General features: G+C 70.6%; 10 protein-coding genes. 7 read left to right on the top strand and 3 right to left on the bottom strand.

Annotated features, from left to right (window positions below; genetic code table 11):
- Positions 1-131: 131 nt before the first annotated feature.
- Together OHT57_RS39480 and OHT57_RS39475 are read right to left on the bottom strand one after the other, a co-directional pair.
- Complete coding sequence (locus OHT57_RS39480; RefSeq protein WP_328751612.1) at positions 132-2,498, bottom strand: MFS transporter; 2,367 nt, start codon at positions 2,496-2,498, stop codon at positions 132-134.
- Between the two features lie 148 nt (positions 2,499-2,646).
- The gene (locus OHT57_RS39475) at positions 2,647-3,090 is read right to left on the bottom strand and encodes an SRPBCC family protein (protein WP_328751611.1); all 444 of its coding nucleotides are present in this window, start codon (positions 3,088-3,090) and stop codon (positions 2,647-2,649) included.
- Between the two features lie 134 nt (positions 3,091-3,224).
- Here OHT57_RS39475 and OHT57_RS39470 point away from each other — a divergent pair, with 134 nt between their 5' ends.
- From OHT57_RS39470 to OHT57_RS39455, 4 genes are all read left to right on the top strand, one after another.
- The gene (locus OHT57_RS39470; protein WP_328751610.1) at positions 3,225-4,262 is read left to right on the top strand and encodes an Rv2578c family radical SAM protein; all 1,038 of its coding nucleotides are present in this window, start codon (positions 3,225-3,227) and stop codon (positions 4,260-4,262) included.
- A 135-nt stretch (positions 4,263-4,397) separates the two neighbouring features.
- The gene (locus OHT57_RS39465) at positions 4,398-5,975 is read left to right on the top strand and encodes an alpha/beta hydrolase (RefSeq protein WP_328751609.1); all 1,578 of its coding nucleotides are present in this window, start codon (positions 4,398-4,400) and stop codon (positions 5,973-5,975) included.
- A gap of 57 nt (positions 5,976-6,032) precedes the next feature.
- On the top strand, positions 6,033-6,431 hold the full coding sequence (locus OHT57_RS39460; RefSeq protein ID WP_328751608.1) for a RidA family protein: 399 nt from the start codon (positions 6,033-6,035) through the stop codon (positions 6,429-6,431).
- A gap of 41 nt (positions 6,432-6,472) precedes the next feature.
- A complete protein-coding gene (locus OHT57_RS39455; RefSeq protein WP_328751607.1) occupies positions 6,473-7,000 on the top strand; it encodes a GNAT family N-acetyltransferase in 528 nt (175 codons plus the stop codon).
- Positions 7,001-7,020: 20 nt separating this feature from the next.
- Here OHT57_RS39455 and OHT57_RS39450 read toward each other — a convergent pair whose 3' ends face one another.
- Positions 7,021-7,596, bottom strand: coding sequence for an adenylosuccinate lyase (locus OHT57_RS39450; protein WP_328751606.1), 576 nt, complete (start codon positions 7,594-7,596; stop codon positions 7,021-7,023).
- Positions 7,597-7,978: 382 nt separating this feature from the next.
- On the opposite strand from OHT57_RS39450, the gene OHT57_RS39445 reads away from it, so the two are divergent.
- The 3 genes from OHT57_RS39445 to ccrA all read left to right on the top strand — a co-directional run bounded on the left by OHT57_RS39445 (position 7,979) and on the right by ccrA (position 12,844).
- Positions 7,979-9,784 carry a 3-hydroxyacyl-CoA dehydrogenase family protein gene (locus OHT57_RS39445; protein ID WP_328751605.1) on the top strand — a complete coding sequence of 602 codons (1,806 nt, stop codon included), beginning with the start codon at positions 7,979-7,981 and terminating at the stop codon, positions 9,782-9,784.
- A 142-nt stretch (positions 9,785-9,926) separates the two neighbouring features.
- On the top strand, positions 9,927-10,754 hold the full coding sequence (locus tag OHT57_RS39440) for a TetR family transcriptional regulator (protein ID WP_328751604.1): 828 nt from the start codon (positions 9,927-9,929) through the stop codon (positions 10,752-10,754).
- A 752-nt stretch (positions 10,755-11,506) separates the two neighbouring features.
- A complete protein-coding gene (gene ccrA, locus OHT57_RS39435; protein ID WP_328753448.1) occupies positions 11,507-12,844 on the top strand; it encodes a crotonyl-CoA carboxylase/reductase in 1,338 nt (445 codons plus the stop codon).
- The last annotated feature ends 2 nt before the right edge of the window (positions 12,845-12,846 follow it).

Raw genomic sequence — 12,846 nt, 5'->3', positions numbered from 1 at the left:
ACGGCGCCGGTCGGTCACGGTGTGCCGCAATGGGGGAATTGGCCCGGACCGGCTCGCCCCGGCGCGCGCCCCGTCCCACCCCGACGTGCGGATGCGCCGGTCAGGGGCGCGAACCGGGGCCTGACGGGCTTTCAGTCCTCGTGCCCGAGCTGCAGATCCCGCTCGCTGCGGGCGCCCGCGGCCAGCTGGAGCACGGTGGCGACGGGCGGGTAGCCGGCGGCGATGACGGTGTACTCGCCCGAGGACAGGTCGACGAAGCGGAAGGTGCCGTCGAGGCCGGTGGTGAGGGTGTCCACGACGTTGCCGGCCGTGTCCAGGAGCGTCACGCGCGCGTCCTCGACGGGACGGTCCCCGCCGGCCCGCACGGTGCCGCGCAGCACCGCGCCGCCCGCGAGTTCGACGTCCTGGCGGGTCTCCCGGGAGGCCTGGACGGTCACGGGGAGCGCGACGGGGCGGAAGCCGGACGCGCTCGCGGCGAGGGTGTACTCCCCGGCGACCAGCTCGGTGACGGCGAAGGCGCCCTCGGCTGCGCTGCGGGTGGTGGCCACGACGTCGCCGTGCGCATCCGTGAGGGTGACGGTGGCTCCCGGCACGGGCGTGTCGTCGGCGGTCCGCACCCTGCCCGCGAGCCGTCCGGCGCCGCCGAGGACGACGTCCAGCTCGACGGGGTGCTCGCCGATCGTCACGGAGACGGCCTGCGGTTGGTGTCCGCCGGCGGCCGCGATCAGCACGTACGACCCGGAGCCGGGCGTCGACAGCGCGTACCGCCCGTCCTGGCCGCTGGCGCTGCGGCCGACCTGCGCTCCGGCCACGTCGATGAGGGTGAGCGCGGCCCGGGGCACGGCGGTTCCGTCGAAGTGCCGCACTGTGCCGCGGACGGGCGTCGTGGCCGCGTACGACGACCGGGACTGCGGGATCGGGGTGTTCACCGGCGCGGTCTCCGTCTCGGGCGCGTTGTGGGACACCAGCGGTTTCTCCTTGAGGAAGAAGGCGACGAGCAGGCCGAGGACGAGTACCGGGACGAGGTAGAGGAAGATCCTCGGCATGGCGTCGGCATAGGCCCGGATGTAGCCGTCGCGCAGCGCCGGGGGCAGGCCGTGGACGAGCTGCGGGGTGATGGCCTCGGGGTCGGGCAGTCCGGCGCCGGCGGGCAGTCGGTCGGTGAGCGCATGGGCGAGCCGGTCGGCGAACAGGGTGCCGAAGATCGCCGCCCCCACGCTGCCGCCGATCTGCCGGAAGTAGTTGTTGGCGCTGGTGGCGGTGCCGAGGTCGGCGGGTTGCACGGAGTTCTGCACGGCGAGGATCAGGACCGGCATCACCATGCCGATCCCGGCGCCGAGGACGGCCATCCAGATGCTGTAGTGCAGCCGGGGCGTGTCGGCCTCCAGGTGGGACAGCAGCCACATGCCGACGACGGCGAGGGCGCTGCCGAGGACCGGCCAGATCTTGTAGCGGCCGGTGTGGCTGATGAGCTGCCCTGCGATGACGGAGGCGCCGACGATCCCGGCCATCATGGGCAGCATCAGCAGCCCGGACTGAGTGGCGCTCGCGCCGTCGACCATCTGGAGGAAGGTCGGCAGATAGCTGGCCGCCCCGAAGAGGGCGACGCCGATCACCAGGCCCACCAGGGCGGTGACGTCGAAGACGGAGTCCCTGAACAGCCGGAGCGGGATGAGGGGTTCGGCGGCGAAGTGCTCGGCGACCAGGAAGAACCCTGCGGATACGGCCGCCCCGGCGCCCAGGCCGAGGACGACCGTTGAGTCCCAGGCGTACTCGGTGCCGCCCCAACTGGTCAGCAGGACCAGGCAGGTGGAGGCCGCGGCGAGCAGCAGCGCGCCGAGGACGTCGAACCGGGGCTTCGCCGTGGGCCTGGGGAGTTTCAGTACGGCGGTGACGACCGCGAGGGTCAGCAGACCGAAGGGCACGTTGACGTAGAAGCACCAGCGCCAGGAGAGGTGGTCGGTGAAGTAGCCGCCGAGCAGCGGGCCGGCGACGGAGGCGAGCCCGAAGGCGGCGCCGATCAGGCCCATGTAGCGACCGCGCTGCCGGGGCGGCACGATGTCGGCGATGATCGCCTGCACGCCGATCATGAGGCCGCCCGCGCCGACGCCCTGGACCGCGCGGAAGGCGATCAGCTGGTCCATGGTCCGGGCCCGTCCGGCCAGCGCGGAGCCGATGACGAAGACGACGATCGCGAACTGGAAGACGCCCTTGCGGCCGAGCAGGTCGCCGAGTTTGCCGTAGACCGGCAGGCCGATCGTGGCGGTGAGGAGGTAGGCGGTGATCGCCCAGGACATCCTGTCCAGGCCGTGGAGTTCACCGACGATCCTGGGGAGCGCGGTGGCGACGATCATCTGCTCCAGCGCGGCGAGAAGCAGCGCGAGCATGAGCCCGAGGAAGATCAACCGCACCCGGCGTGGGCCGAGTTCGACGGCGGGTGCGGGGGCCTGTGGGGGCGCTTCGACCCGTTCCTCGTGTACCGGAGTCGTCACGCCCACATCCCGCTCCCCTCGTCGCACTTGCCACGCATTTCCCGCATAAGGCGACAACTACGAGCAAGCGCGACGAGTTACGGCACACCGGCGGGTCGTACGGAGATCCACTCGATCCGGTGATCTGGATCAACATCCGCCGGGCGGCGGGGACTTACTTCTCGACCTCGGTGGCGAGCCGGTCGAGAAGGGTGTCGTAGATCCGGCCGAGGCCCTTGGGTGCGAAGGTCCGCTCGAAGAAGCCGCCGACACCTCCGGCGCCGTCCCAGGTGGTGGTCACGACGACCCGGGCCTTGCCCTCGCCTGCCGGGGTGACCCGCCAGGTGGTGACCATGGTCGAGTTGCGGTCCTTCTCGACGAGTTCGCCGTCGGTGGGCTCGGTGACCTCCAGCAGGCAGTCGCGCACACGCTTGCTGGTGGCCTGGAGCTTCCAGTGGACGAGGGTGCCCTCGCCGTCGCCGCCCTCGCGCACCTCGTACTCGCTGAACTGCTCGGGCATCACCTTCGAGCGCGTGCCGCTGTAGTCGGCGACGGCGTCGAACACCTTCTCCGCGTCCGCCTCGACGATCCGCTCCGTAGTGGCCTCGACCTGCGCCATCGACTTCCTCCAGGACTTCGGGTTCTCGGGGTCGGGGCAAGCCAACCACCCCCGCCCACGGGCTCCCAAATCGGGGTTGCACAAGAATTCGAACAAGTGTTTCACTCGGAGGGCAGTGCTACCGAGGAGGCCTCATGCGCTGGGAGAACCTCACCGGCTCCGCCGAACACGGACGGGCCGACGCCGCCCTGTTCGGCGCCGACGCGGTGGTCAGCCGTACCTTCGACACACCCGAGTTCGCCGGGATCACGTTCCACGAGATCCGGGCCCGTTCGATCATCAACCGGGTGCCGGGCGCCTCCCGCATGCCCTTCGAGTGGACGGTCAACCCCTACCGGGGCTGCACGCACGCGTGCGTGTACTGCTTCGCCCGCAAGACCCACAGCTATCTCGACCTGGACACGGGGCTCGGTTTCGACTCGCAGATCGTGGTCAAGGTGAACGCGCCCGAGCTGCTGCGCCGCCAGTTGGGCTCGCGCCGCTGGACCGGTGAGCACATAGCGATGGGCACCAACGTCGACTGCTACCAGCGCGCGGAGGGCCGCTACCGGCTGATGCCGGGCATCCTCGCCGCCCTGCGCGACCACGCCAACCCCTTCTCGATCCTGACGAAGGGCACGCTGATCCTGCGCGACCTGGACCTGCTGAAGCAGGCGGCCGAGGTGACCGACGTCGGCATCTCCGTGTCGGTCGGCTTCACCGACCCCGAGCTGTGGCGCACCGTCGAGCCGGGCACACCCGCTCCGGAGCGACGCCTGGAAGCGGTCAGGACACTGGCCGAGCACGGCATCGGGTGCGGGGTCCTGATGGCGCCGGTGATCCCGTTCCTGAGCGACAACCCGGCACAGCTGCGGGCCACCGTGCGCTCGATCGCCGCCGCGGGGGCCACCTCCGTCACCCCGCTGGTGCTGCATCTGCGGCCGGGAGCCCGGGAGTGGTTCATGGCCTGGCTGAACCGGGAACACCCGCACCTGGTGCGCCGCTACGAGCGGCTCTACGCGGACGGCTCCTACGCCCCGAAGTGGTACCAGCGCCGGATCACCCGTCAGGTCCACGAGCTGGCCCAGGAGTACGGCATCGGCCCCGCGGGCGCGGGGATGCCGCGGCGGATCCGGGAGCCGGAGCCCGAGGCCGAGCCGATGTCCGAACCGACCCAACTCACGTTGATCTGAGAGCGTTCGAGCGCATCGGACGGCCCAATCGGGTCAAGTATTGTCAGAACAGGTTCTTCCGGACGTGCTTCCCGGGACGATGCGGCGTGGACCGTGACCCTCGCGGCCCGAATCCCTCCGTCCTGGGAGGACTTCATGAGAAAACGCGCAGCCGTCCTGTGCGGTGCCGCGGTCGTCATGGCCGGGGGCTTCACCGCCGTCCCCGCCGGCGCCGGCACCGCACAGGCCACCCACTCCGCCCCGACCGCGCGGCTCGCCTGGAAGAAGTGCGGCACCGCCGACTACCCGACCCTTCAGTGCGCGTCCCTCAAAGTGCCGCTCGACCACGCGGACCCGCGCGGGAAACAGATCACCCTCGCGCTGTCCCGCGTCCCGCACACCGCGAAGAAGTACCAGGGCCCGCTGCTGGTCAACCCCGGCGGCCCCGGCGGCAGCGGTCTGACCTTCGCCGGGTTCATCGCCTCCGGCCTGCCCAAGGCGGTCGCGGCCCGGTACGACGTCATCGGCTTCGACCCGCGCGGTGTGGGCAGGAGCAAGCCCGCCCTCGACTGCAAGCCGGGCCACTTCAACCCGGTGCGCCCCGACTCCGTACCGAGCACCCCCGCCATCGAGAAGGCCAACCTGGAGCGCGCCAAGTCCTTCGCCGCCGCCTGCGGCCGCAAGTACGCGAGCGTGCTCCCGTACATCGACACCATCAGCGCCGTGCGGGACATGGACTCGATCCGCCGGGCACTCGGCGCCGAGCAGATCAACTACTTCGGCTACTCGTACGGCACCTATCTGGGCGCCGTCTACGCCAAGCTCTTCCCCCACCAGGTGCGCCGCCTGGTCCTGGACTCGATCGTCGACCCGACCGGGGTCTGGTACGACGACAACCTCGCCCAGGACTACGCCTTCAACGACCGGCACCGCGCGCTCATGGCATGGATCGCCAAGTACAACGCGACGTACAAGCTCGGCACCGATCCGGAGAAGATCGAGGCCAAGTGGTACGCGATGCGGGCAGCCCTCGCCAAGAAGCCCGCGGGCGGCAAGGTCGGCGCCTCGGAACTGGAGGACACCTTCATCCCCGGCGGCTACTACAACGGCTACTGGCCCTATCTCGCCGAGGCGTTCGCGGCGTACGTGAACGGCAAGGACGCCGACCCGCTCGTCGAGGCCTACGAGAACTTCGGCGCCGTCGACGCGTCCGGGGACAACGGCTACAGCGTCTACACGTCCGTGCAGTGCCGTGACGCCTCCTGGCCACGTGACTGGAAGCAATGGCAGCGGGACAACTGGGCGGTGTACGAGAAGGCCCCGCTCATGGCCTGGAGCAACGCCTGGTACAACGCGCCGTGCGCGTTCTGGCCCACGGAAACGCTCGACCCGGTGAACATCGCCAACGGCAAGCTGCCGCCGACGCTGCTCTTCCAGGCGACGAACGACGCGGCCACCCCGTACGAGGGCGGCGTCACCGTGCACCGCCTGCTGGCCGGCTCCAGTCTGGTCGTCGAGCAGGGCGGCGGGAACCACGGCATCACGCTGAGCGGGAACACGTGTCTGGACAAGTACCTGGCCGGGTATCTGACCGACGGCACCGTCCCGCGCGGCCACGGTGAGGCCGACGCGGTGTGCAGGGCGATGCCCGATCCCAAGCCGCTGAGTTCCAAGGCCGCGTCCACGTCCTCGCGCGGCTCGGCTCTGCACGGGCTGCTCGGCTTCCGCAGCTGAGTGCCTGAGGCTCCGTCGGGGACGGGCGTTGTCAGTGCCGTGGTCCACCATGGACGCATGACCGAGCTGACCAGGATTCCCACCCCCGCCGGGGTCGCCCCCGCGGCCCAGTACTCCCACGTGGTGCTGGGCCGCGGCCGTTTCGTCGCGGTCTCGGGCCAGGTTGCCCTCGACGAGGGCGGCGGGCTCGTCGGCGAGGGCGACGCCGCCGCCCAGGCCCGCCAGGTCTTCGAGAACCTCCGCCGCTGCCTGGCCGCCGCCGGGGCGGACTTCGACGACGTCGTCAAGCTCACCTTCTTCGTCACGGACATGGCCCACATGCCGGCGATCCGGGCGGCCCGCGCCGAGCACATACCCGACGACCGGTTGCCCGCGGCCTCCGCCGTCCAGGTCGCCGGGCTGGTGCGGCCGGAGTTCCTGATGGAGATCGAGGCGTTCGCGGTGGTCGGCGGGTAATTCGGAGGCCGGTGAGGGCGGACGCCGCCTAGGGTGCCGTCATGGACGCCCCTCTCCTCATCCGCGAGATGGCCCTCGCCGACTGCGACCGGGTCTCGGAGATCCGGATCCGGGGCTGGCAGAGCGCATACCGCGGCCTCATGCCGCAGCCGTTCCTCGACGGGCTCAGCGTGCCGGCGGACGCCGAGCGGCGCCGCGCCCGCTTCGGACAGGGCGGCGGACGCATCATGGATCTGGTCGCCGAACGGCACGGCGAGATCCTCGGCTGGGCCTGCCACGGCCCCTACCGCGACGGTGAACTGCGCACCGAAGAAGCCGAGTTGTACGCGATCTACGTAGCCCCGCAGCGGATCGGGAGCGGCATCGGACACGCCCTGCTCCAGGAGTCCGTGCGCCGCACCTCGGCCGCCGGTCACCCCCGCATGCTCCTGTGGGTCCTCAAGGACAACACACACGCCCGGCGCTTCTACGAACGTCAGGGCTTCGCGGCCGACGGCGCGGAGGAGCCCTTCGAGGTGGACGGCGTTCCGGTGCCGGAGGTGCGGTACACGAAGGCGCTGACTCCCTGACCCCTCACGTCCCCGGCCTGTTACCGCTGCCGTGGGATCCGCGCCAGCGCCCGCACCGCCTCCTCCGCGAGCGAGGGATGGGCGAGGGCCTCGTTCAGCACGGGCCGGGCCCGGTCGTCCGCCAGGGCGCCGAGTCCCTCCACACAGGCGAGTGCCACGCGGCGGTACGGATCGTGCGGGCTGAGCCGGCGCTCCAGCGTGGTGATCAGGGCGGGCACCGACTCGGGGGCGTGCAGTTCGGCCAGCAGCCGGACCGGGTGCAGGGCGTAGGCGACACGGAGTTCGTTGGTGGCCAGGGTGGCCGCCGCGCGGGCCGTGCGCGGGTCTCCCAGACGGGCGAGGGCGTAGGCGGCGGTGGCACAGCGCGGCGGCTCGCGGTGGTTGAGCAGCAGGACGAGTGACTCGAAGGCCCGGCGGTCCCCCGCGAGCCCGAGCCGGAACGCGGCCAACTCCCTGGCCCACAGCGGCTGTCCGGGCTCGGTGAGCACTTGGGCCAGCTCATCGGGGTCCTCGGTCGCCTCAAGACGCTCGTAGGCGGCCGATGCTCCCGACTCCTGCCGTAAGCGCTCCGTGAGCGATCGCAACTCTTCGTCCATGAACCCGAGGTTAGGCGGCTCGTCGGGGGCGCGGGACGTACATCACAAATCCGGGGGCTGGCGCGCTCGTTACTCACCGGTTAAGCTCAGACGAGCGAGTTACCCACTCGTGGAACTCCTTGCGGTGGCCTGGTGACGCAGCCACCGCGAGAGCAGTCGGTTCGGTGCCTCAGGTACCGCAGTTCTCAGTGCGACCCGGCTTGGGACAGGGCCGGTCGGCTTCCACCGTTCTCCGGGCGTGTGCACGCCCGCGACGACGGCCCGGGCGTGTGCGCCAGCAGCCCGGCACCACCCGCATTCCGCAGTTCCTCACGCACCCGGTGCGCCTGTCGGCGTACCGGGTCGCGCTCCCAGTCGTCACCCTCATTCCTGGAGTTCCGCGATGGCCACTCCCCTGTCCGACCCCTCTTCGTCCCCGCTCCAGACGATCGCCGTCGTCGGCCTCGGCACCATGGGCACCGGCATCGCCGAGGTCCTCGCCAAGGCCGGCCGCCAGGTCGTCGGCATCGACGTCGGCGAGGCGCAGACCGCCAAGGCCGTCGAGGCCCTGGAGACCGCGACCGCCCGTGCCGTGGAGCGCGGCCGGCTCACCGAGCAGGAGCGCGCGGACGTCGTGGCCCGCTTCCGCACCTCCACCGACCTGCGGGCCGCGGCCGACGCCGACCTCGTCATCGAGGTGGTTCCGGAGTCGTACGAGATAAAGCACCGGATCTTCCGTGAGCTCGACGGGATCGTGCGCCCGGAGACGATCCTCGCGACCGGCACCAACGCCCTGTCCGTGACCCGGCTGGCCGCCGACTCGGCCCGCCCGGAGCGCGTGCTCGGTCTGCACTTCTTCAACCCGGCGCCCGCGATGAAGCTGGTCGAGGTGGTCTCCTCGGTGCTCACCGCGCCGACGGCCGTCACCGCGGTCACCAACCTCGCCCTCGACCTCGGCAAGGAGCCCGTCGCGGTCGGCGACCGGCCCGGTTTCGTCGCCGACGGGCTGCTGTTCGGCTACCTCAACCAGGCGGCCGCGATGTACGAGGCGAAGTACGCCTCCCGCGAGGACATCGACGCTGCGATGCGGCTCGGCTGCGGCCTGCCCATGGGCCCCCTCGCCCTGCTCGACCTGATCGGCGTCGACACCGCCCGCACCGTCCTCGAAGCCATGTACTCCGAGTCCCACGACCGGTTGCACGCCCCCGCCCCGATCCTCAAGCAGCTCAGCGAGGCGGGCCTGACCGGCCGTAAGTCGGGACGCGGCTTCTACACCTACGACGCCCCGGGCAGCGCGACGGCGGTGCGGGACGCGCTGACGCCCCTGGAGAGCTCAGCGCAGACCCCGGGCCGCGAGGTCCGCTCCGTCGGGGTCGCGGGGTCCGGGACCATGGCGTCCGGCATCGCCGAGGTCTTCGCGAAGGCCGGGTACGAGGTCGTCCTCGCCGCCCGCAGCGAGGAGAAGGCGCAGACGGCGAAGGCCCGTATCGGCAAGTCCCTTTCGCGCTCTGTCGACAAGGGCCGGATGACCGCCGAGGCGGCCGCGCAGACCCTGGACCGCATCACCGCGGCGGGCTCGTACGAGTCCTTCGCGGACGTCGACCTTGCGGTGGAGGCCGTCGCCGAGGACCTGGAGATCAAGCAGCAGCTCTTCCAGGCGCTGGACAAGGTCTGCAAGCCGGGCGCGGTCCTGGCGACCACGACCTCCTCGCTGCCCGTCGTCGCCTGCGCCCGCGCCACCTCGCGCCCGCAGGACGTGATCGGCATGCACTTCTTCAACCCGGCGCCGGCGATGAAGCTGGTCGAGGTCGTCCGTACGGTCCTGACGGCCGACGACGTCCACTCGACGGTCCGTGAGGTCTGTGTCCGGATCAGGAAGCACGCGGTCGACTGCGGGGACCGGGCGGGCTTCATCGTGAACGCCCTGCTGTTCCCGTACCTCAACAACGCGATCAAGATGGTCCAGGAGCACTACGCGACCCTCGACGACATCGACGCGGCGATGAAGCTGGGCGGCGGCTATCCGATGGGCCCCTTCGAGCTCCTGGACGTCGTCGGCCTCGACGTCTCGCTCGCGATCGAGAAGGTCCTGCACCGCGAGTTCCGCGACCCGGGCCTCGCACCGGCGCCGCTCCTGGAGCACCTGGTGGCCGCGGGCTGCCTCGGCCGCAAGACCGGCCGTGGCTTCCGCGAATATGCCCGGCGCTGAGCGTCCCGGCGACCGGTTCACGGACGGTGAGGACTGGGGCGGACTGCTCGACCCGGGCAGTCCGCCCCCGCTCACAGGAGCCGGCATATGCCCGCCGGTCCCGGGCGGGGGAACCCCCGGACACGCGCACCAGCCTGCGCACATGCAGTACGTTCGGGTCATGCCCCAGCCCGCCAGGTCCTCCCGTACACCAGCCACGCCCGACGCGCCGGAAAACGCGGCAGGCACTCGCGCGGCCGCGCAGCGGCTCAAGATGCGCCGAGAACTGGCGGCCGCCGCGATGGAGCTGTTCTCCACCAAGGGGTACGAGGCGACCACCGTCGACGAGATCGCGGCCGCGGCCGGGGTCGCCCGTCGCACCTTCTTCCGCCACTTCCGCTCCAAGGAAGAGGCGATCTTCCCCGATCACGACGACACCCTGATCCGGGCCGAGGCAGTGCTCAACGCGGCCCCCGCGCACGAGCATCCGCTCGACACGGTGTGCCGCGGCATCAAGGAAGTCATGAAGATGTACGCGGGCCGGCCGGAGATCTCCGTCGCCCGCTACAAGCTGACGCGCGAGGTGCCGACGCTGCGGGAGGCCGAGATCGCGTCGGTGGCCCGCTACGAGCGGCTCTTCACGCGGTATCTGCTGGGGCACTTCGACGAGCACGCGCACGACGACGACGCGAACGACGACCCCCTGCTGGCGGAGGTCGCCGCATCGGCCGTGGTCACCGCCCACAACCATGTGCTGCGGCGGTGGCTCCGGGCCGGGGGGCAGGGCGACGTGGAGACGCAGTTGGACCACGCCTTCGCGATCGTGCGCAAGACCTTCGGGACGGGGATCGGGGCGGGCCGGGACGCCTCGCCGCGTCCGGCGCCGGCCTCGGTGGCCTCTCAGGGGGAGGTCCTGGTGACCGTCGCCCGGACGGACGCGCCGCTCGACGAAGTGATGCGGGCCATCGAGCAGGCACTCAAGGAGCGGTGACGGTTCTCAGCGTCCTGCAGGGGCAACCTGACTGCCTGCTCCGGGTCCGCCTCCCCCGGTCACCCACCCCCTGATCAGCCGCCCCGGCTCCTGGGGCGGTTCGGCAACCCCGGCCGTACGGCAGGAGCGGGTCCGGTATGCGACCGCGCTGCTCGCCGGCCCGCGGGAGACGCTGATCGCGTGGGCGGAGTGCGGGTTCCAGCCGGTGAGGACGGCGGAACCCACTGCTTGCTGTGCCGGCTGACGAACATCGAGGAACTGAGCGGGCGCGGGAGCGCGGGAGCCGCGGACCGGGATGGCCCTGCACCAGGCATGCCCGGCCGATGTCCTCCAGGCGGAACAGGCGATGGATCAGGCGATGGATCAGGCAACCGATAGCGCCCGATTGATGCCTACTCGCCGGTAGCTTTGATCGATCATCGCTCATTTGTTACGTAAAGATTTCATCTGAGAGCAATCTCTGGCACTCAGTGCCTTGCATGGTGGCACGCGGTGTCTTACGTTGAAGGAGTCCGGGCGGCCGGCGTGCAGAGACCTTTCGCACGCCGGCTGTCCCAGCAACTCATCGAGCTGCTCGCCCGGACGCCTGCGTCACAGGCAACCTTCCGCGCCACAAAGCGCTGCCGAGCAAGAACACCGCCGAACCGACGGCACCGACGTGACCCTCAGCGTCCCTCCCTCAGGACGCTTCCCCAGTTCTCGACTTCGCTCGAACCGGGGAGACCCCAACCGCCGGAGGCAACACCGTGACCGTGAAGGACATCCTGGACGCGATCCAGTCGCCGGACTCGACTCCGGCCGACTTCGCCGCGCTGCCGCTCCCCGAGTCGTACCGCGCGATCACCGTGCACAAGGACGAGACGGAGATGTTCGAGGGCCTGGAGACCCGCGACAAGGACCCGCGCAAGTCGATCCACCTCGACGAGGTCGCCCTGCCCGAGCTGGGCCCGGGCGAGGCCCTGGTCGCCGTCATGGCGTCGAGCGTCAACTACAACTCCGTGTGGACCTCGATCTTCGAACCCATGTCGACCTTCGGGTTCCTGGAGCGCTACGGCAAGCTCTCCGAGCTGACCAAGCGCCACGACCTGCCGTACCACATCATCGGCTCCGACCTCGCGGGCGTCGTGCTGCGCACCGGCCCGGGCGTCAACGCCTGGAGGCCCGGTGACGAGGTCGTCGCGCACTGTCTGAGCGTGGAGCTGGAGTCCTCGGACGGCCACAACGACACGATGCTCGACCCCGAGCAGCGGATCTGGGGCTTCGAGACCAACTTCGGCGGCCTCGCCGAGGTCGCGCTCGTCAAGTCCAACCAGCTGATGCCGAAGCCGGATCACCTGAGCTGGGAGGAGGCCGCCGCCCCGGGCCTCGTGAACTCCACCGCGTACCGGCAGCTGGTCTCCCGCAACGGTGCCGGTATGAAGCAGGGCGACAACGTCCTGATCTGGGGCGCGAGCGGCGGGCTGGGCTCGTACGCCACCCAGTTCGCGCTGGCCGGCGGCGCCAACCCGATCTGCGTCGTGTCCTCGCCCCAGAAGGCGGACATCTGCCGCACGATGGGCGCCGACGCGATCATCGACCGCAACGCCGAGGGCTACCAGTTCTGGAAGAACGAGCACGAGCAGGACCCGCGGGAGTGGAAGCGCTTCGGCAAGCGCATCCGCGAGCTCACCGGCGGCGAGGACGTGGACATCGTCTTCGAGCACCCCGGCCGCGAGACCTTCGGCGCCTCGGTCTACGTCACGCGCAAGGGCGGCACGATCGTCACCTGCGCCTCCACCTCGGGCTTCAACCACGAGTACGACAACCGCTACCTGTGGATGTCCCTGAAGCGGATCATCGGCTCGCACTTCGCCAACTACCGCGAGGCCTGGGAGGCCAACCGGCTGGTCGCGAAGGGCAAGATCCACCCGACTCTGTCCAAGGTGTACTCCCTGGAGGAGACCGGACAGGCCGCCTACGACGTGCACCGCAACCTCCACCAGGGCAAGGTCGGCGTGCTGTGCCTGGCCCCCGAGGAGGGCCTGGGTGTGCGCGACGAGGAGATGCGCGCCAAGCACATCGACGGCATCAACCGCTTCCGCAACATCTGAGA

The organism is Streptomyces sp. NBC_00285 (assembly GCF_036174265.1).
Taxonomy (GTDB): Bacteria; Actinomycetota; Actinomycetes; order Streptomycetales; family Streptomycetaceae; genus Streptomyces.
The sequence above is the reverse complement of the archived record's forward strand: the minus strand, read 5'-3'. Positions and strand labels throughout refer to the sequence as shown.